The 18597-nt window shown below is 73.4% G+C and carries 17 protein-coding genes; 10 read left to right on the plus strand and 7 right to left on the minus strand.

Features of this window, described 5'->3' with window-relative positions; all coding sequences use genetic code 11:
• Nucleotides 1-18: 18 nt before the first annotated feature.
• A complete protein-coding gene (locus ACFV1L_RS05675) occupies nt 19-357 on the plus strand; it encodes a hypothetical protein (RefSeq protein WP_380363192.1) in 339 nt (112 codons plus the stop codon).
• Between the two features lie 94 nt (nt 358-451).
• Here the strand turns inward: ACFV1L_RS05675 and ACFV1L_RS05680 are convergent, their stop codons facing one another.
• The 3 genes from ACFV1L_RS05680 to ACFV1L_RS05690 all read right to left on the minus strand — a co-directional run bounded on the left by ACFV1L_RS05680 (nt 452) and on the right by ACFV1L_RS05690 (nt 4047).
• Nucleotides 452-1375 (minus strand): hypothetical protein, encoded by a 924-nt coding sequence (locus tag ACFV1L_RS05680; RefSeq protein WP_380363194.1) that lies wholly within the window; start codon nt 1373-1375, stop codon nt 452-454.
• A gap of 287 nt (nt 1376-1662) precedes the next feature.
• Complete coding sequence (locus tag ACFV1L_RS05685) at nt 1663-2883, minus strand: acetyl-CoA C-acetyltransferase (protein WP_380363196.1); 1221 nt, start codon at nt 2881-2883, stop codon at nt 1663-1665.
• Nucleotides 2884-2940: 57 nt separating this feature from the next.
• On the minus strand, nt 2941-4047 hold the full coding sequence (locus ACFV1L_RS05690; RefSeq protein ID WP_380363458.1) for an SGNH/GDSL hydrolase family protein: 1107 nt from the start codon (nt 4045-4047) through the stop codon (nt 2941-2943).
• 248 nt (nt 4048-4295) lie between these two features.
• Between ACFV1L_RS05690 and ACFV1L_RS05695 the strand changes: the two genes are divergently transcribed.
• From ACFV1L_RS05695 to ACFV1L_RS05715, 5 genes are all read left to right on the plus strand, one after another.
• Nucleotides 4296-5696, plus strand: a complete 1401-nt coding sequence (locus ACFV1L_RS05695; RefSeq protein ID WP_380363198.1) for a cystathionine beta-synthase — start codon at nt 4296-4298, stop codon at nt 5694-5696.
• A 419-nt stretch (nt 5697-6115) separates the two neighbouring features.
• Nucleotides 6116-6442, plus strand: a complete 327-nt coding sequence (locus ACFV1L_RS05700; RefSeq protein ID WP_380363200.1) for a hypothetical protein — start codon at nt 6116-6118, stop codon at nt 6440-6442.
• 155 nt (nt 6443-6597) lie between these two features.
• On the plus strand, nt 6598-7875 hold the full coding sequence (locus ACFV1L_RS05705; protein WP_380363201.1) for an Ig-like domain-containing protein: 1278 nt from the start codon (nt 6598-6600) through the stop codon (nt 7873-7875).
• 81 nt (nt 7876-7956) lie between these two features.
• Nucleotides 7957-9324, plus strand: a complete 1368-nt coding sequence (locus ACFV1L_RS05710; protein WP_380363203.1) for a hypothetical protein — start codon at nt 7957-7959, stop codon at nt 9322-9324.
• Between the two features lie 139 nt (nt 9325-9463).
• A complete protein-coding gene (locus tag ACFV1L_RS05715) occupies nt 9464-9952 on the plus strand; it encodes a DUF1203 domain-containing protein (RefSeq protein WP_380363205.1) in 489 nt (162 codons plus the stop codon).
• A gap of 47 nt (nt 9953-9999) precedes the next feature.
• On the opposite strand, the gene ACFV1L_RS05720 is transcribed toward ACFV1L_RS05715, so the two are convergent.
• From ACFV1L_RS05720 to ACFV1L_RS05730, 3 genes are all read right to left on the minus strand, one after another.
• A complete protein-coding gene (locus ACFV1L_RS05720; RefSeq protein WP_380363207.1) occupies nt 10000-10365 on the minus strand; it encodes a cupin domain-containing protein in 366 nt (121 codons plus the stop codon).
• Nucleotides 10366-10481: 116 nt separating this feature from the next.
• On the minus strand, nt 10482-11597 hold the full coding sequence (locus ACFV1L_RS05725) for a hypothetical protein (RefSeq protein ID WP_380363208.1): 1116 nt from the start codon (nt 11595-11597) through the stop codon (nt 10482-10484).
• 31 nt (nt 11598-11628) lie between these two features.
• Nucleotides 11629-13278 (minus strand): M48 family metallopeptidase, encoded by a 1650-nt coding sequence (locus tag ACFV1L_RS05730; RefSeq protein ID WP_380363210.1) that lies wholly within the window; start codon nt 13276-13278, stop codon nt 11629-11631.
• 165 nt (nt 13279-13443) lie between these two features.
• Between ACFV1L_RS05730 and ACFV1L_RS05735 the strand changes: the two genes are divergently transcribed.
• Nucleotides 13444-14598 carry a cystathionine gamma-synthase gene (locus tag ACFV1L_RS05735; protein ID WP_380363212.1) on the plus strand — a complete coding sequence of 385 codons (1155 nt, stop codon included), beginning with the start codon at nt 13444-13446 and terminating at the stop codon, nt 14596-14598.
• Nucleotides 14599-14655: 57 nt separating this feature from the next.
• Here the strand turns inward: ACFV1L_RS05735 and ACFV1L_RS05740 are convergent, their stop codons facing one another.
• Nucleotides 14656-15084 carry a MarR family winged helix-turn-helix transcriptional regulator gene (locus tag ACFV1L_RS05740; RefSeq protein WP_380363214.1) on the minus strand — a complete coding sequence of 143 codons (429 nt, stop codon included), beginning with the start codon at nt 15082-15084 and terminating at the stop codon, nt 14656-14658.
• 89 nt (nt 15085-15173) lie between these two features.
• Between ACFV1L_RS05740 and ilvA the strand changes: the two genes are divergently transcribed.
• The 3 genes from ilvA to ACFV1L_RS05755 all read left to right on the plus strand — a co-directional run bounded on the left by ilvA (nt 15174) and on the right by ACFV1L_RS05755 (nt 18448).
• Nucleotides 15174-16385 carry a threonine ammonia-lyase gene (gene ilvA / locus ACFV1L_RS05745; RefSeq protein ID WP_380363215.1) on the plus strand — a complete coding sequence of 404 codons (1212 nt, stop codon included), beginning with the start codon at nt 15174-15176 and terminating at the stop codon, nt 16383-16385.
• Nucleotides 16386-16575: 190 nt separating this feature from the next.
• Nucleotides 16576-17586, plus strand: coding sequence for an ATP-binding cassette domain-containing protein (locus tag ACFV1L_RS05750; RefSeq protein WP_380363216.1), 1011 nt, complete (start codon nt 16576-16578; stop codon nt 17584-17586).
• Between the two features lies 1 nt (nt 17587).
• On the plus strand, nt 17588-18448 hold the full coding sequence (locus tag ACFV1L_RS05755; RefSeq protein WP_380363218.1) for an ABC transporter permease: 861 nt from the start codon (nt 17588-17590) through the stop codon (nt 18446-18448).
• Nucleotides 18449-18597 lie beyond the last annotated feature (149 nt).

Genomic DNA, 18597 nt, shown 5'->3' on the forward strand with positions numbered 1-18597 from the left:
CCGGCTACCCTCGGGGCCATGTCCGAGCCCCACCCCGCCACCGCCGCCCGGCTGATCGCCGCCGTGGACCGGCTGGCCGACCGCTTCCGCGCGATGCCGCAGAGCCGCCTGCTGGGCGCCGTCCCCGGCCACCCCTCGCGGGCCGCCGCGGCGCTCGCGCTGGCCGGCCGGCTGGCCGACGCCGCCCGCGCGCTGGAGGGCCTGCCGCCGCTGCCCGTCCCCGACTGCGGGGTGTTCGCGGTCGGCGACCAACTCGCCGTCACCGGCCACGACCTGGCCGCCGCGGCCGCCGACCGCCCCGAGGAGCTGGCCGCCGCGCTCGCCGACCTCGAAGCCACCGACCGCCTGACCGCCTGACGCCGCGTCAGCCCCGGCAACGGCGAAGGGGCGCCGACCGCACGGGCAACCCCTCGCCGTGCGGCCGACGCCCCGAAGTCCGGGCGCGGACGGGTCAGATGGAGGCCACCACCCGGTCCGCGAGCACGTAGACGGCCTCGTCGTCGGTGGAGAAGGTCAGCGAGTACGACCCGGAGAACCGCGAGCCGCCGAGCAGTCGGACGTCCTCGCCGGCCCGGACGGCGTCGATCAGCCGGTAGGCGGCCTCCCGGTCGCCGGGGGCCACGCACAGCGTGGTGCCGTCGGCGAAGGCGTACACGTCCAGCGTCCCGAGCGGGCCGGGGCGGACGTCGGTGAGGGCGATCCGCTCCTCGGCGAGCGCGGCCAGCCGGTCGTCGGTCCACTCGCGGGACGGGGTGGGGCTGGGCACGAAGTCCGGGTGCGAGGGGTGCCGGCGCGGGTCGGGCGCCGCGGCGGTCTCGCTCTCGGCGTCCAGCAGTCCGGCCTCCAGGCCGGTGGCCAGCAGGTCGGCCTCGCGGCGGGCCCGCACGTCGCCGTTGTCCGCCGGGGCCGGGAAGCCGCCGCCCTGCCCGGGGTGCCGGGCCGCGCCGTCCGCCGAACTGCCCTCCGCCGGGCCGTCCTTGACCAGGTCCTCCAGCGCGTGGCGCAGCGCCTCGCCGAACTCCGGGTCCATCACCCCGTGGTTGTCGGCGGCGTCCTGCGGCCCGGTCGGGCGCGGGAAGAAGATCGGCCAGTCCTCGCCGGCGGCGGTGAACGGGGTGTCGAACAGCGGCGCGTCCTCGGCGGCGCGCGCCTCCTGTTCGGCCCAGAACGCCCGGGCCTCGGTGATCTCCCGCTCCCGGTCGGCGGCGAGCGCCTCGGCGACGGCGCGGCGTATCAGCGCCTCGTCGAGCTGCAGGGCGGACTGCGCGGTGCTCTGCGCGGCGTCCAACTTCCGTCCCAGGGTGCGGAGGTGGAGCAGGACGGCGGCGGTCAGGGCGATCAGGGCCAGCAGCAGGGAGGTGTGGACGACGCTCACGGAACGTACTCCCAACGAGGGGCGGAACGGGGTTACGCCTCCACACTGCCGTATTGGCGGCAGTTACTGCAGGGGCTGATGTCCGATTTGCTGGTGACTTTCCTACTTGTCCTCAAATTGTTAGGTAATACCGTTCCACGCAGCGGAGTTGATCCATTCCGGTGCGTCGACATTCCGGTCTCCGGAGGCGAAAAAACGGGCCGGATCGCACCTCCGGTGTGATCCGGCCCTCAATCACGCTCGGTGACTCCGGACGGGTGAGACGCCCGTCACGTCGCCACCGGCGATCAGCTCAGCCGCTCGATGACCATCGCCATGCCCTGGCCGCCGCCGACGCACATGGTCTCCAGACCGAACTGCTTGTCGTGCCACTGGAGGGAGTTGATCAGAGTGGTGGTGATCCGGGCGCCGGTCATGCCGAACGGGTGGCCCACCGCGATCGCACCGCCGTTGACGTTCAGCCGGTCCAGGTCGATGCCCAGGTCCCGGTACGACGGGATGACCTGGGCCGCGAACGCCTCGTTGATCTCCACCAGGTCGATGTCGCCGATCGACAGGCCGGCCCGCTTCAGCGCCTGCTTGGACGCCTCCACCGGGCCGTAGCCCATGATCTCCGGCGACAGCGCCGAGACGCCGGTGGAGACCACCCGGGCCAGCGGGGTGATGCCCAGCTCGCGCGCCTTGGTGTCCGACATGATCACCAGCGCCGCCGCACCGTCGTTCAGCGGGCAGCAGTTACCGGCCGTCACGGTGCCGTCCGGGCGGAACACCGGCTTCAGTCCGGACACGCCCTCCAGCGTCACGCCCGCCCGCGGGCCGTCGTCCGCGCTCACCACGGTGCCGTCCGGCAGCGTGACCGGGGTGATCTCGCGCTGCCAGAAGCCCGCCTCGATCGCGGCCTCCGCCAGGTTCTGCGAGCGCACGCCGAACTCGTCCTGCTCGGCCCGGGTGATGCCCTTCAGTGCGGCCAGGTTCTCCGCGGTCTGGCCCATCGCGATGTACGCGTCCGGCAGCAGGCCGTCCTCGCGCGGGTCGTGCCACTCGCCGCCGCCGACCTCCGCGCGGTGCTTGGTGCGCGCCTGCGCCTCGTCGAACAGCGGGTTCATGGTGCCCGGCATGCCGTCCGAGGTTCCGTGGATCGAGCGCGAGACGGTCTCCACGCCGGCCGAGACGAAGACGTCGCCCTCGCCCGCCCTGATCGCGTGCAGCGCCATCCGGGTGGTCTGCAGCGAGGACGAGCAGTAGCGGGTGATGGTGGCGCCCGGCAGGTAGTCCATGCCCATCTGCACCGCGACGATCCGGGCCAGGTTGTGGCCCTGCTCGCCGCCCGGCAGGCCGCAGCCCAGCATCAGGTCGTCGATCTGCCGCGGGTCCAGCTGCGGGACCTTGGCCAGCGCGGCGCCGATGATCTGCGCGGTCAGGTCGTCCGGGCGGATGTCCTTCAGCGAACCCTTGAACGCCCGGCCGATCGGCGAACGGGCGGCGCTGACGATGACGGCTTCGGGCATGGCGGGCTCCTCGCTGAGTGACCTCGGGACGCGATCCGGTGGATCTCCCGGGGAAAGTTACCGCTTGGTAGCTCCGGCGTCATCCGCCCCCGGATGTGAGTTCGCCGACGCGATCGCCCGCAGCGGCCCGCCCTCGACGACCGCCTCGGGCGCCTTGGCGTCCTCACCGCCCGGCAGCGCCAGCCGGAACCGCTGCTTCAGGGTCGCCCACCGCCAGGTGCCGTTCGCCGGACCGGCCGCCGAGACCTCGGTGCCCGAACGCCCCGCCGCCGCGGCGGCCGCCACCGCCACCGGCAGCACCGCCTGCGGCTCCAGCGGGCCGCCCACCGCCGCCGGGGTGTCCTGCGGCCACAGGTCCAGCGCCGCGCACAGCGATGGCAGCATCGCCATCGACGCCGTCGCGTAGCCCTGCGCGGACGGGTGGTAGCGGTCCGCCGAGAACAGCTCCGGACGGGTCGCGAACTCCGGACCCAGCAGCGACCCCAGCGACACCGTCCGCCCGCCCGCCTCCACCACCGCGATGGTCTGCGCCGCCGCGAGCTGCCGGCTCAACCGGCGCGCCACCCACCGCAGCGGCGGCCGCACCGGCTTGATCGTGCCCAGGTCCGGGCACGTCCCGACCACCACCTCGCAGCCCGACGCGACCAGTCGACCCACCGCCTCGCCCAGCTCCCGCACGCTCCGCGCGGCCGGCGCGTGCCTGGTCACGTCGTTGGCGCCGATCATCAGCACCGCGACGTCCGGCCGGTGCGGCAGCGCCAGCTCCAGCTGCCGCGCCAGATCGCCCGAGCGGGCGCCCGACTTCGCCACGTTCACCAGGCGCACCCGGCGCTCGGCCACCGACGCCAGCCCCGACGCGAGCAGCGCCCCGGGCGTCTCCTGCACCCGCTGGACCCCCAGGCCCGCCGCCGTCGAGTCGCCCAGGAACGCCAGCACCAGCGGCGCCCGGAGGTCCGCCGGATCGGCGAACGCCTCGCCGTACAGCCCGTCCGCGTGCGGCGGGTCGCCGTCCAGGATCCCGATCGCCCGGATCGCCATCCGGCTCTCGGTCAGCAGCACCCCCGCCAGCCCCACGCCGAGCAGCCCCAACCCACCGCCCCCGTACGCGGCCGCCGTGGCGATCCGCCGCGCAACCCGCACCCTCGACGCCTGCGAGCCGGCCATTGCGGCCACCCCCTCTCCCTCTCCGTCCCACCGCACCGCACGTACCCCCACTCGTACCCGCTCACCGGGCTCCCGTACCCGCCCGCTCCCGGCAACCACCCGCCCGGGCGGTGCCGGGCCGGGCGGCGGCGGGCCGCCCGGCGGGGGGTTCCGGACGGGACATGCGGTGGTTGGGCGCGACGGGGGGAAGGGGGGCCCTAGGCTGGGGGTTTCGGCAATCAGGGCTGCCATGGACCGGGAGGACCCCCGTGCGGTACCACAATTCGATCATCGAGCTGGTCGGCGACACCCCGTTGGTGAAGCTCAACAAGGTCACCGAGGGCATCAGCGCCACCGTGCTGGCGAAGGTCGAGTACTTCAATCCGGGCGGTTCGGTGAAGGACCGGATCGCGATGCGGATGATCGAGGCGGCCGAGGCGTCCGGCGCACTCAAGCCGGGCGGAACCATCGTCGAGCCCACCAGCGGCAACACCGGTGTGGGGCTGGCGATCGTGGCCCAGCAGAAGGGCTACAAGTGCATCTTCGTCTGCCCGGACAAGGTGTCCACCGACAAGATCAACACCCTGCGGGCGTACGGCGCCGAGGTCGTGGTCTGTCCGACCGCGGTCGCGCCGGAGCACCCGGACTCGTACTACAACGTCTCGGACCGGCTGGTCCGTGAGACCCCGAACGCCTGGAAGCCGGACCAGTACTCGAACCCGGACAACCCGGCGTCGCACTACCACTCCACCGGCCCCGAGCTGTGGGAGCAGACCGACGGCCGGATCACCCACTTCGTGGCGGGCGTCGGCACCGGCGGCACCATCTCGGGCACCGGCCGGTACCTGAAGGAGGCGTCCGGCGGGAAGGTCCAGGTGATCGGCGCGGACCCGGAGGGCTCGGTGTACTCCGGCGGCACCGGTCGCCCGTACCTGGTCGAGGGCGTCGGCGAGGACTTCTGGCCGACCGCCTACGACCGCGACGTCGCGGACCGGATCGTCGCGGTCTCCGACAAGGACTCGTTCCAGATGACCCGCCGCCTGGCGAAGGAGGAGGGCCTGCTGGTCGGCGGCTCCTGCGGCATGGCCGTGGTGGCCGCGCTGGAGGTGGCCCGCGAGCTGGGGCCGGACGACGTCGTGGTGGTGCTGCTGCCGGACGGCGGCCGCGGCTACCTGTCGAAGATCTTCAACGACGACTGGATGGCCGACTACGGCTTCCTGCCGACCGCCACCGACGAGGCGCACATCGGCGAGGTGCTGGCCCGCAAGGACGCGGTGGAGCACGAGGGCATCCCGCAGTTCGTGCACATGCACCCGGGCGAGACGGTCGCCGAGGCGGTGCGGGTGCTGCGCGACTTCGGCGTCTCGCAGATGCCGGTGGTCTCGCCGGGCGCCGGCCACCCGGACATCATGGCCGGCGAGGTGGTCGGCTCGGTGGTCGAGCGCGAGCTGCTGGACGGCCTGTTCAACGGCCGGATCGAGCTGACCGACACGCTGGACAACGTGATGTCGAAGCCGCTGCCGGTGGTCGGCTCGGGCGAGTCGGTGACCAACCTGATGACGGTGCTGGAGAAGGCCGACGCGGTGGTGGTGCTGGTGGAGGGCAAGCCGCAGGGCATCGTCACCCGCCAGGACCTGCTGTCCTTCCTGACCGCCCGGGCCGGTCACTGACGGACCCTCAGGGCCCGCCGCCCGCCCGGGAGCCGGTACGTGGACGTCACAATCACGCATCACCGGGTTAACACGCCTCGGGCATTGTGGTGGGCACGGCAAGAAAGCCGAGAAAGGCGACAGCGGGGTCGGTAGCGGCTCTCCGACTCCCGCGGTCGCCGGGGACGCGACGGTCGGCCTGACCGGGCCGTCGTGTCCGGCCCGCGGGCGCCGCCGTCGTCCCGCCCCTGCCACCGTGCAGGGGGCGACGGCACCCGCGGCGGATCACGCGCCGCGAGGCGCGGCTTCCGTGCACTCCCGGGTGGGGGAGTGCGTGCGGAGACGGCAGGGCCGGCCCGGGACTCCCGGGCCGGCCTTCGCCGCGTTCCGGCCCGGAACCTCGTTTCCGGATGGCTGTGCGACCGCCTACGCTCGCTGTCATGACCAGCACTGACCTGCCCGAGCAGGACGCACCGCGTTACGTTCGCCTCACCATCGAGGTGATCGCCGAGATCACCGACGAGCAGGCCCTGAAGGCCGCCGCCCTGACCCAGGTCGCGGACGACGAGTACCTGGACGACGAGGAGCGCGCCCAGGCCGTCGAGGCGATCGAGGTGGACCCGACGGGTTCGCTCGCCCACTTCGTCGACCCGGTGGCGCTGCTCGGCGAGGTGCCGGGCGTGGAGCTCGCCTCCGCCACCTGGGAGTCCGCCACCACCGACTACGACCCGGACGACGAGGGCTGGGACGAGTACGAGGTGCAGTGACACCTCGCGCCACTGCGTACAGGCCCGGTCCGGTAGCCCCGGACCGGGCCTTTTTGTCCGTTCTGCCGCCCTCTTGAGTACTCTCATATGATCTGCACATTTTTGAGTGATCTTGTGCGAGCGGACTCGTGCGAGGGAACCCGGTACCGAGGAGCGTGGACGTGACCGCAGCGGAGAAGCAGGAGCGGCCGCGCGGCGGCGAGTGGAGCCGGCGCGGCGTGCTCTCCGGGCTGCTCGGCGCCCCCGTCCTGCTGCTGGCCGCCTGCCAGGGCGGCGGCAGCAAGGCCACGCCGGGCGGCAACGGCGGGGGCTCGGCCCCGGCGGGCGGCGGCGAGACCCAGTCGGTCAGCCCCAAGGCGTCCGTCGCGCAGATCACCATCACCCCCGCCGACGGCGCCACCGCCGCACCGTTCACCGCGCCGGTCACCGTCACCGTGCAGAACGGCACCCTCACCTCGGTCACCGTCACCGACGGCACCGGCAAGCAGATAGCGGGCGAACTCGCCGCCGACGGCGCCAGCTGGACGTCCACCGCGAAGCTGGCCAGCGGCAGCACGTACACCGTCGCGGCCGCCGCCGAGGACAAGGACAAGCGCCCGGCGGACGCCAACGCGAGCTTCTCCACCGCCTCCCCGGCCAACACCTTCGTCGGCTACTTCACCCCCGAGGACGGCGCCACGGTCGGCGTCGGCATGCCGGTGTCGATCAACTTCAACAAGGCGATCACCGACCGGCGGGCCGTCGAGCAGGCGATCACCGTGGTCGCCGACCCGCCGGTGGAGATCGTCGGCCACTGGGTCGACGCCACCCGGCTGGACTTCCGGCCGCAGCAGTACTGGGCCAAGGGCACCACCGTCACCCTGAAGCTGCGCCTGAAGGACGTGGCCGGCGCCAAGGGCGTGTACGGCACCCAGTCGAAGAACGTCACCTTCACCGTCGGCCGCAGCCAGGTCTCGGTCGCCGACCTGAAGGCCGGCACCCTCACCGTCAGCACCGACGGCCGGGTGACCGCCACCTACCCGGTGATCGGCGGCTCGCCCGACCACCGCACCTGGGCCGGGAAGATGGTGATCTCCGAGCGCTTCCAGCAGACCCGGATGAACTCCGCCACGGTCGGCCTCGGCAGCGAGTACGACATCCCGGACGTGCCGCACGCCCAGCGGCTGACCACCTCCGGCACCTTCATCCACGGCAACTACTGGTCGCCGGCCTCGCAGTTCGGCAACGCCAACACCAGCCACGGCTGCATCGCGCTGCAGGACGTGCAGGGCGGCGGGAACCCGGACACCAGCGGGGCCAGGTTCTTCGCGAGCTCGATGGTCGGAGACGTCGTCGAGGTGGTCAACTCCGGCGACCGCACGGTGAACCCGTCCAACGGGCTGAACGGCTGGAACATGTCCTGGGCGGACTGGAAGGCCGGCAGCGCGCTCTGAGGCGCGGACCTTCGCACGGGGCGGTGGGGGCCCCGTGGGAGTGTCCTCAACGAATGGTAAAAATTATTCGCATGCGGGGGGATGCGTCGATGTGTTGAGCTGGCCTCCGCGGCAGGGCCGATCGGGCCCGAGTCCGCCTTCAGGCACAGGAGTTCAGACATCAACACCGCCCTTCGCCGGTCCGTCCGCGCCGGCATAGCCGTCACCACCGGAGCCGTCCTGCTCGCCGCCGGCCTCACCGCCTGCGGCGCCGTCAAGGAGCTGAGCGCCGGCGAGAAGCTCTCCGGCGCGTTCGAGAAGCTCGGCGACGCCAAGTCGCTGACCTTCCAGCTGTCCGTCGACGCCACGCCGGACCAGATCGTCGCCTTCGGCAAGGCCGTCGACGACCCGATCGAGCAGAAGGACGCGGACCTGTTCGCCGACCTGACGCTGAACGTGTCGATGAGCGCCGACAAGCCGCTCAAGGACACCGAGGCGTTCAAGGCCGGCGGCGTCGGCGCGCTGAACGACCCGTACGACCTGAAGGGCGTGGCCGTCGGCTACGCGCTGGGCGCCAAGAAGTCCGGCCAGACGTACGCGGACGTCCGCATCGTCGGCGACAAGATGTACCTGAAGGCGGACGTCCGCGGCATCGCCCGGATGAGCGGTCAGGACACCGGCGAGATCGACCGGATGATGTCCCAGCTGCCGCCCGAGGCCGCCCCGGTCAAGGACGTCGTCGACGGCAAGTGGGTCTCGATGGACCTCAACAAGCTCCGCGAGGCGGGCGAGAAGCAGAAGACCGGCGGCTCGCCGCTCGGCGGCAACCCGTTCACCGGCTCGCCGCTCGGCGCGATGCCGAGCTTCGACCCGTCGGAGATGGAGCAGTTCGGCAAGACGGTCAAGGCCGTGGTGTCGAAGAACATCACCGTCGAGGAGAAGGGCAAGTCCGGCGACGCCGACGTCATCCAGGTCTCGGCGCCCGCCCGCCCGCTGGTCGAGGGCCTGATGAAGGCCGTCGAGAAGCTGGCGTCCGGCTCCTCCGCCTTCCCGCCGCTGCCGTCCGACGACATGCCCGAGGTGCCGGACCGCAAGTTCGCCGCCGACGTGATGATCAAGGGCGGCAAGGCGCAGGCCGTCACCTTCGACCTGATGCAGTTCGCCGACAAGCCCGACGCGTCCGCGCACTTCCCGCTGCGGCTCGGCTTCGTCCCCGACGCCCCGGCCGTCACCGCCCCCGCGGGCGCCACCGAGTTCGACCTGGCCAAGCTCCAGGAGGCCGCCGCCACGCTGGCCGCCACCGGCGGCGCCGAGGACGGCGCGGACGGCCCGGCCGCCCCGCTGACCGAGGCCCAGTACGCCGAGCTGGCCGCCGCCGGCGTCACCCGGGAACAGGCCCGGACGCTGAACTCGGCCGGCCTGTCGTTCCAGGACATCAAGGAATTCGGCGCCTCCCTCAAGAAGAGCTGACCCGACGCCCGCCCCGCAGCGCGCACCACGGCCCGCCGCAGCACCGCTGCGGCGGGCCGCCGCACGTTCCGGACCCCGCCGCAGCGCGACGTCCGGATCCCGCCGGACCCGCCCGTCCCGACGGCGCAGGCTGGGGCCCATGAACAGCTACGACACCACCCTCGACGTCCGGGCCATCCCCGCGCCGACGCTCGCCGAACTGCGCCGGCTCGACGACAGCGGGCGCTGCCACCCCGTCACCGTCACCGAGGACGGCGGCGCGCCGCTGCGCTGCTGCCTCACCCGGGCCCGGCCCGGCGACCGGATCACCCTGCTCTCGTACGCGCCGCTGCGCCGCTGGGCCGAGGAGACGGCCTGCGACCCCGGCGCGTACCTGGAGACCGGCCCGGTGTTCGTCCACGCCGAGCCCTGCGGGGGCTTCGCCGGCGGCTGGCCGGACGGCTTCCACGGCGGGCAGCGGGTGGTGCGCGCCTACTCCGCGGACGGTCGGATCCTCGGCGGCCGGGTCGGCGAGCCCGGCGAACTGCCCGAGCTGGCCGCCGAGTTGCTGGCCGACCCGGAGACCGCCGTGGTGCACGTGCGGGCCGTCGAGTTCGGCTGCTTCATGCACGAGGTGCGCAGGCGCTAGGCGGCGTGCGGCGTGCGGCGGGCGGGGATGCGAGGACAGGCCCCGGCTCAGCCCCGCTTCGCGTAGTCCGCGTAGCCCTGCCAGTCGAGCATCACGCAGGGCACGTCGCCCAGCACCCAGGCGTCGTGGCCGGGCGGGCAGAGCATGAAGTCGCCGGCGCCGAACTCCTCGGCCTGGCCGTCGTCCATCTCGACCCGGATCCGGCCGGAGATCACGTAGCCGGCGTGCGACGCCTGGCAGCTGTCCGTGCCGGCGATCGGCTTCACGTGCTCGGACCAGCGCCAGCCCGGTTCGAACACGGCCCGGCCGACGCCGCCGCCCGCCATGTTCACCAGCGCCAACTGCCCCTTGCCGCCCTCGAACGGGCGAACCTCCTCGGGGGAGTCCAGACTCATCCGCACCAACCCGGCCATCTCCGCTCACCTCCGGCCGAGAACGACCCGCGCCCCCTGCGCCGGGCTCGGCGGAGGGGGCGCGGCTGATGTCTTCCATCCTCGGCACCCGGCGCGGAGCGCGCCAGGCACGGCGGTCACTCCGCGGTGGCCGCCAGCACGATGTCGACCCGCTCGTTGACGAACTTCTCGACCGGGTCGTTCCAGTACGACCACGGGATCGGGACGAACCGGCCGAGCGCCCGCAGGTGCGGCATCGCGTCGCCCGGGCGGCCGGCCCGGTCGAGCACCCAGACCAGCCAGCCGTGCGCGTAGCGGCGGTGGCGCTCGTCGGCGTCGGTCGTCTCCAGGGCGGCGATCACCGCGTCCGCGGCGGCCTGCACCTCGGGGGCGGCGTACGCCTCCCGCGGCGCCTTGTCCCGCTGGAACTGCTCGTAGTACGCGTGCAGCTTGTACGCGGACAGCAGGCTGCCCTCCGGGGCGGCGGCGATCGCCGCGTCCACGAAGGCGTGCATCTTCTCGTGGCTGCCCTTCCACTTGGCGCACCAGTACTGCAGGGCGTTGGAGTGCGCCGAGAAGTTGTGCGGGTCGCGGGAGACGATCTCCTGCCACAGCGCCAGGAACCGCTCGTTGTCCCAGCTCTGACCCATCGCCAGCGGGATCTGAGCGACGAACGGCAGCGGGTCGCCGGGGTCGGCGAGCCGCACCGCCTCGGCGGCGGCGGCCTCGGCGTCGGCCAGCACCTTGCGGAAGGCGGCCCAGCGCTCCGCGGTGACCTGGCTGGCGCTGTAGCCGGTGCGGACCTCCCAGGCCAGGTCGATCAGCGCGTCCAGGGCGAGCAGCGCGGCGTCCGCGCTGTCCGGCTGCTCGGCGCGCCAGGCCAGCAGCCAGGCGTCGTCCGCGGCGGCGGGCTCGGCGAAGCGGCCCACCAGGCCCCAGCGCCGGTCGTGGTCGCCCGCGGCGGCGGCGAGCAGCCCGGCGGCCGGGCGCCAGTCGCCTTCCTCCAGGGCGGCCAGCGCGGCGTCCACGTCCGGGCCGGTCAGGCCCGGGTCGCGGACCAGTTCGGCCCGGCCGACCAGGCCGTGCTCGGACGGGTAGATGGTCGGGCGGGTCGCCTCCTCCACCCGGGCGACGGTGGCCTTCGCCGCCTCGGTGGCGGTCTTCAGCTTGGCGGTGCGGCGTTCCATCAGCCAGGTGGCCAGCTTGAAGCCGACCAGCAGGACCAGTGGGACGATGACGATCAGACGGGCCATCGGGTGGTTCAGCTCCAGGGGTGACGGGAAGTCAGGACCGCGCGGCCGCCGGGGCGGCGGCCTCGGTCAGCAGGGTGCGCAGCGGGGCGGTGTCGGGGGTGTCGGCGACCGCGGCGTCCAGCGCGGCGGGCAGCCGGTCGGCGAGGTCGCCGGGCAGCACCAGGGCGGCCGGGCGGCTCCAGGACAGCTCCCAGCGGGCCAGCTGCTGCGAGGCCAGGCCGAACACCGTCAGCGACATCAGGGCCTTGCGCAGCAGCGGGCGCCGGAACTCGCGGGCGGCCCGGCCGGTGGCCTTCGCGGACTCCTCGGTCTGCGGCAGCCGTTCGGCGAGCTCCGCGCCCCGGCCGGCGTCCAGCGCGTCCAGCATGGCCTCGACGGTGCCGTGCAGGCCGCTGTCGGTGAGGGCGCGCAGCACCGGCTGGGCGTTCTCCCGGGCGTGCACCAGCAGCGTCTCGTGGACCAGCTCCGGCCAGTCGACGCGGCGCTTGTTCGCGGCCTCCGGCACCAGCGAGGCGGACTCCAGCTCGGCCAGCCACCGCTGCGGGTCGCGCAGCAGGCCGATGGCCGGCCGGTCCTCGCCGAGCCCGGGCAGGCCGGGGGTGTCCGGCAGGGCCTCCACGGCGGCGACCCGCTGCCGGATCGGCGGGTGCGAGTCGTACGGGTCGGCCTGCTCGTCGGGCAGGTCGAGGCCCATCCCGGCGAGCTCCTCGCGGCGCTCCGGGTCGGCCAGCAGGTGGGCGAGGCCGCCGAAGAACTGGCCGGGCGGCGGGAGCAGGCCGGCGTCCCAGCCCATGGTGGCGTAGCGGTCCAGGTAGAAGTCCTGCGCGGCGTCCAGGGCGGGGATGCGGCGCAGCGCCGAGGCGGTGGCGTCGCGGCCGGCGATCCGGGCGGCGTGCCGGTCGGCGGCGAACTCCTGGCTGCGGCTGACCGATTCGGAGACCCGGAAGTACAGCTTGGCGTACTGGGTGAACAGCTTGGCCAGGTAGCGTTCGACGCCGCCGTTGCCGGGGTCCTCGTCGCGGGCCTTGCGGCCGCGGGCCACCCGGTAGGCGTTGTCGTCGGCGATCTCGGCGGCCCGGCCGGCCAGGTGCTGGTCGGCGCGGTGGTGCAGGGTGGCGATGGTGTGGGCGATCGCGGTGCGGCCGGCCACGGTGACGCCGGACAGCCGGACGTCGTTGTTGGCGTAGTGGCCGAACTCGTGGGCGAGCACCGAGTCCAGCTCGGCCTCGGTGAGGCCGATCAGCAGCGGCGCGCCGATCACCAGGTGGCGGCGGCCGGGCACCATGCCGAGCAGCCTGGTGTCCTCGGAGACGCCGGCGTTGACGGCCGGCACCAGGCGGATCTCGGCCGGGCCGCGCACGCCGGTGGCCTCGGCGATCCGGTCGACCCGGGCCCACAGCTCGGGCTGCTCCTCCCGGGTCAGCAGCAGGCCGTCGTGCCCGTCCCGGCTCGGACGGCGGGTCAGGAACACCACCCGCAGCACCGGGTAGGCGATGGCGGCGCTGAGCAGCCAGAGCTTGATCATGCCGGAGTGGAAGCTGTCCGAGTCGAGGACCAGTTCCACGTTCAGCCAGACCAGGCCGACCACGATGGCCGCCGCGAGCAGGTAGAACCCGGCGAGCAGCGTGACCGCCAGCAGGGCCCGGGTGGAAGTGCGCATGCCGGTGCGCTCGGTGGACATTCCGCGCCCCCAAGTGTCGATCATGTGTGCGGCTGGCAGATCGTAGCGGTACGACCTGGCCATTCGCGAGGCCAATACGGTGACGGAACGGCAACCTGACGCGCCGCCGCCGCGGAGGTGCCCAACCGCCACCCGTGACCGGTCCGCCGCACTAGGCTCGACGGCATGACCGAGCACCAGCTTTCCCACGGCTTCGAGACCCTCGCCATCCACGCGGGCCAGGAAGCGGATCCCCGGACCGGGGCAGTCGTGACGCCGATCTACCAGGTGTCCACCTACAAGCAGGACGGCGTCGGCGGACTCCGCGAGGGCTACGAGTACAGCCGCTCCGCGAACCCCACCCGCACCGCCCTGGAGGAGTGCCTCGCCGCGATCGAGGGCGGCTCCCGCGGCCTCGCCTTCGCCTCCGGCCTGGCCGCCGAGGACACCCTGCTGCGCACCGTCCTCAAGCCCGGCGACCACATCGTCATCCCCAACGACGCCTACGGCGGCACCTTCCGGCTGTTCGCCAAGGTGCTGACCCGCTGGGGCGTCGACTTCTCCGTCGCCGACACCCACCACCCGGAGAAGGTCCGCGAGGCGATCCGTCCCAACACCCGCGCGGTGTGGGTGGAGACCCCCTCCAACCCGCTGCTCGGCATCACCGACCTGTCCGCCGTCGCCGAGATCGCGCACGCCGCCGGCGCCCTGCTGGTCGTCGACAACACCTTCGCCAGCCCCTACCTGCAGCAGCCGCTGTCGTTCGGCGCGGACGTCGTCGTGCACTCCACCACCAAGTACATGGGCGGCCACTCCGACGTGGTCGGCGGCGCCCTGGTGGTCGCCGACGCCGGCCTCGCCGAGGAGGTCGCCTACCACCAGAACGCGATGGGCGCCGTCGCCGGGCCGTTCGACGCGTGGCTGGTGCTGCGCGGCATCAAGACCCTCGGCGTGCGCATGGACCGGCACTCCGACAACGCCGCCCGGATCGCCGAACTGCTGTCCGCCCACCCGAAGGTGACGCAGGTGCTGTACCCGGGCCTGCCCACCCACCCCGGGCACGACGTCGCCGCCAAGCAGATGAAGGCGTTCGGCGGCATGGTGTCGTTCCGCGTCGCCGGCGGCGAGCAGGCCGCCGTCGAGGTGTGCAACCGCGCCCAGCTGTTCACCCTCGGCGAGTCCCTCGGCGGCGTCGAGTCGCTGATCGAGCACCCCGGCCGGATGACCCACGCCTCCGCGGCCGGCTCCCCGCTGGAGGTGCCCGCCGACCTGGTGCGCATCTCGGTCGGCATCGAGTCCGCCGCCGACCTGCTCGCCGACCTGGAGCAGGCCCTCGGCTGACCCGGCCCCGGCAGGCCCGACGGCGGCGGTGCGGACCGCCGTCGGGCCGACGGCCCGTCAACGACGGTTGCGCAGGCCGTCGTTGAACCGTTCCAGCAGCGCGCAGAACACCGTCCGCTCGTGCGGCGTCCAGTCCGCGGTCAGCTCGGCGATCAGCCGGCACCGCCGCTCGCGCTCCCGCGCCAGCCGCCCGGCGCCGGCCGGGGTCAGCGCGAGCCGCACCGACCGCCGGTCCGCCGGGTACGGCACCCGGGCCAGCAGCCGTTCCCGCAGCAGCGGCGCGGCCTGCCGGGTCACCGTGGACGAATCCACGCCCAGCGCGGCCGCCAGCGTCTTCACGTTGGCCGGCCCGTCGGCGGCCAGCTGGTCCAGCAGCAGGAACGCGGCCCGGTCGAGCTCCCCGGCGGCGCCGATCCGCCGGGCGAACACCGCGACCTGGTAGGGGAGTTGGCAGTCGAATTCGGGAACGTCGGACGGCATGCTCATCGCGGCTCACGGGGGTGCGGGCGACTCGTGCCCAGCAGCGTACGCGCGCCGGGCGGGCACCGGAACCATCCCGCCCTAGGCTGATCTTCATGCAGAACTGGCCGATCACGCCGGACGACGTCCGGGGCGCGCAGAAGATGCTCGCCGGGGTGGCCCGGGTCACCCCGATGCAGAGCAGCCGCCACCTGTCCGGAGTGGCCGGCACGCCCGTCCACCTCAAGTGCGAGAACCTGCAGCGCACCGGCTCGTTCAAGCTGCGCGGCGCGTACCTGCGGATCGCCGGCCTGCTGCCGGTCGAGCGCGCCGCCGGCGTGGTCGCCGCCAGCGCCGGCAACCACGCCCAGGGCGTGGCCCTGGCCGCCGCGCTGCTCGGAGTGCGCTCCACCGTCTTCATGCCGGTCGCCGCCCCGCTGCCGAAGGTCGCCGCCACCCGCGAGTACGGCGCCGAGGTGCGGCTGCACGGCGCCAACGTCGACCAGGCGCTGCGGGCGGCCCGCGAGTACGCCGACGCCACCGGCGCGGTGTTCATCCACCCCTTCGACCACTGGGACGTGATCACCGGCCAGGCCACCGTCGGCCTGGAGATCCTCGAACAGTGCCCCGAGGTGCGCACCGTGCTGGTCGGCACCGGCGGCGGCGGACTGCTGGCCGGCGTGGCGATCGCGATCAAGGCGCTGCGCCCGGACGTCCGGGTGATCGGCGTGCAGGCGGCCGCCGCCGCGGCGTACCCGCTGTCGCTGGCCGCGGGCCGGCCGGTCGCGCTGGAGCGGTTCGCCACCATGGCCGACGGCATCATGGTCGGCCGCCCGGGCGACATCCCGTTCGAGGTGGTCAGCTCCCTCGCGGACGGGGTGCGGACGGTCTCCGAGGACGCGCTCTCCCGGGCCCTGCTGGTCGGCCTGGAGCGGCTCAAGCTGGTGGTCGAGCCCGCCGGGGCGGCGCCGATCGCCGCGCTGCTGTCGGAGCCGGGCGCCTTCGACGGCCCGGTGGTCGGGGTGCTGTCCGGCGGCAACATCGACCCGCAGCTGATGCAGCGGGTGCTCCGGCACGGCCTGGCCGCGGCGGGCCGCTACCTGTCGCTGCGGGTCCGGCTGGCCGACCGGCCGGGCGCGCTGGCGGGCCTGCTGGGCGTGCTGACCCGGGTGGACGCCAACGTGCTGGACGTGGCGCACGTGCGGATCGACCCGCAGCTGGGCCTCACCGAGGTCGAGGTCGACCTGCACCTGGAGACCAAGGGGCCGGAGCACTGCGCGGCGGTGATCGGCGAGCTGCGCGAGGACGGCTACGTGGTCTCGCGCTGAGCGCCGCGGCCCCGGGTGAGACCCGGATCACCTGCACGGGTTGACGCGATATATCGCGAGTGGCAGCATCTTGCGATGTATCGCGAGCTTTTGCCGTCCGTCCGCTCCGGTACCAGACTGGGTGATCTCTGCCCAAAAGCGACACCGAACTCGTACTTCCGACCTCGCATCAGGGAGATGAGGCAGGACCATGGCGTCAGCCATCGAAGCCGAGAACCTGGTCAAGACCTTCGGCGACGTGCGCGCCCTCGACGGCGTCAGCCTGGACGTCCCCGAAGGCACCGTGCTCGGACTGCTCGGCCCCAACGGAGCCGGCAAGACCACCGCCGTCCGGGTGCTGACCACCCTGCTCCAACCGGACTCCGGCCGGGCCACGGTGGCCGGCGTCGACGTCCTCAAGCACCCCAACGAGGTGCGCAGCCTGATCGGCCTGTCCGGTCAGTACGCCGCCGTCGACGAGTACCTCACCGGCCGCGAGAACCTCCAGATGGTCGGCGAGCTCTACCAGATGAGCGCCCGGGACGCGAAGAAGCGGGCCCTGGAACTGCTGGAGTGGTTCAACCTCTCCGACGCGATGGACCGCACCGCCAAGACCTACTCCGGCGGCATGCGCCGCCGTCTCGACCTGGCCGCCGCCCTGGTCGTCCGGCCCCCGGTGATGTTCCTCGACGAGCCCACCACCGGCCTCGACCCGCGCAACCGGCTCGCCCTCTGGGAGGTCATCGAGACCCTGGTCGAGCAGGGCACCACGCTGCTGCTCACCACCCAGTACCTGGACGAGGCCGACCGCCTCGCCCACGACATCGTGGTGGTCGACCACGGCAAGGTGATCGCCCGAGGCAGCGCCGACGAGCTCAAGGCCGAGATCGGCGGCGAACGCATCGAGGTCGTCGTCCACCACGCCGACCTGGTGCCCGAGGCGGTCGCCGCGCTCACCCCGTTCGCCAAGGGCGACCCGGCGGTGGAGAAGAACACCCGCCGGATCACCGTCCCGGTCAGCGGCGGCGCCAAGGTCCTCGCCGACGCCATCCGCGAACTGGACGCCCGCTCCATCGAGATCGACGACATCGGCCTGCGCCGCCCCACCCTCGACGACGTCTTCCTCTCCCTCACCGGCCACGCCACCGAGGACGAGGACGGCGGCGGCGAGGGCGGGCCGGCCGCCGGGAAGGGCCGCCGCGGCCACGGGAAGGACGTCTGAGATGACCACCGCACTGCCCGACGCGGCCATCGGCCCCGTCCCCGTCACCCGGCGGCGCGGCGCCGCCGCCACCCTGCACGACTCCTGGGTGGTCGCCAAGCGCAACCTGCGCCGGATGACCCGGATCCCCGAGATCGTGGTCTTCGGCCTGATGCAGCCGGTGATGTTCGTGCTGCTGTTCTCGTACGTGATGGGCGGCGCCATCGTCATCCCCGGCGCCCCGCCCGGGCACGACGTGTACATCCAGTACCTGATGGCCGGCATCTTCGCCCAGACCGTCACCTTCGCGGTGGCCGGCGCCTCCGCCGGCATCGCGGAGGACATGACCAAGGGCCTGGTCGACCGGTTCCGCTCGCTGCCGATGTCCCGCGCCGCGGTGCTCACCGGCCGCACCCTCGCCGACCTGGTGCAGACCGCGTTCACCGTGGTCGTGCTCGCCCTGGTCGCGCTGCTGGTCGGCTGGCGGATCCACGACGGCTTCCTGAACGCGCTCGCCGCGTTCGGCCTGCTGCTGATGGTCGGCTACGCGTTCTCCTGGATCGGCGCACTGATCGGCCTGTCCGTGCGCAGCCCCGAGGCCGCCACCTCGGCCGGCCTGATCTGGCTGTTCCCGCTGACCTTCATCTCCAACGCCTTCGTGCCGGTCAGCTCGATGCCGGGCTGGCTCCAGCCGATCGCCTACTGGAACCCGTTCTCCTCCACCGTGCAGGCCTGCCGCAGCCTGTTCGGCAACCAGATCGGCCCCGTCCCCGACGTCTGGCCGATGCAGCACGCCGTGCTGGTGTCGGTGGGCTGGTCGGTGCTGATCACGGTGGTGTTCTCCTGGCTCTCGGTGCGCAAGTACCGCCGCGCCGCGGGCTGACCCCGGACAGCCGCCCGGAACGACCGGACGGGGCGGCCCCCCCCCCGCCGGGCGGGCCCGCCGCGCCGGGGGCGGTGTCCCCGGCGGCGGGGGCGGCGGCCGTAAGCCTGTCGGGCTGGAGCATCAAGCCCCCCCCCTAGACGAGGCGC

Source organism: Kitasatospora sp. NPDC059646 (genome assembly GCF_042734615.1).
In the GTDB taxonomy this organism is placed as follows: domain Bacteria; phylum Actinomycetota; class Actinomycetes; order Streptomycetales; family Streptomycetaceae; genus Kitasatospora.

Bases quoted from the DNA above. Each gene is read 5' to 3' on its own strand.
- ACFV1L_RS05675 (WP_380363192.1), top strand. From the start codon at position 19: ATGTCCGAGCCCCACCCCGCCACCGCCGCCCGGCTGATCGCCGCCGTG.
- ACFV1L_RS05685 (WP_380363196.1), bottom strand. From the start codon at position 2,883: ATGCCCGAAGCCGTCATCGTCAGCGCCGCCCGTTCGCCGATCGGCCGG.
- ACFV1L_RS05690 (WP_380363458.1), bottom strand. From the start codon at position 4,047: ATGGCCGGCTCGCAGGCGTCGAGGGTGCGGGTTGCGCGGCGGATCGCC.
- ACFV1L_RS05700 (WP_380363200.1), top strand. From the start codon at position 6,116: ATGACCAGCACTGACCTGCCCGAGCAGGACGCACCGCGTTACGTTCGC.
- ACFV1L_RS05710 (WP_380363203.1), top strand. From the start codon at position 7,957: ATGCGTCGATGTGTTGAGCTGGCCTCCGCGGCAGGGCCGATCGGGCCC.
- ACFV1L_RS05715 (WP_380363205.1), top strand. From the start codon at position 9,464: ATGAACAGCTACGACACCACCCTCGACGTCCGGGCCATCCCCGCGCCG.
- ACFV1L_RS05720 (WP_380363207.1), bottom strand. From the start codon at position 10,365: ATGGCCGGGTTGGTGCGGATGAGTCTGGACTCCCCCGAGGAGGTTCGC.
- ACFV1L_RS05725 (WP_380363208.1), bottom strand. From the start codon at position 11,597: ATGGCCCGTCTGATCGTCATCGTCCCACTGGTCCTGCTGGTCGGCTTC.
- ACFV1L_RS05730 (WP_380363210.1), bottom strand. From the start codon at position 13,278: ATGTCCACCGAGCGCACCGGCATGCGCACTTCCACCCGGGCCCTGCTG.
- ACFV1L_RS05735 (WP_380363212.1), top strand. From the start codon at position 13,444: ATGACCGAGCACCAGCTTTCCCACGGCTTCGAGACCCTCGCCATCCAC.
- ACFV1L_RS05740 (WP_380363214.1), bottom strand. From the start codon at position 15,084: ATGAGCATGCCGTCCGACGTTCCCGAATTCGACTGCCAACTCCCCTAC.
- ilvA (WP_380363215.1), top strand. From the start codon at position 15,174: ATGCAGAACTGGCCGATCACGCCGGACGACGTCCGGGGCGCGCAGAAG.
- ACFV1L_RS05750 (WP_380363216.1), top strand. From the start codon at position 16,576: ATGGCGTCAGCCATCGAAGCCGAGAACCTGGTCAAGACCTTCGGCGAC.
- ACFV1L_RS05755 (WP_380363218.1), top strand. From the start codon at position 17,588: ATGACCACCGCACTGCCCGACGCGGCCATCGGCCCCGTCCCCGTCACC.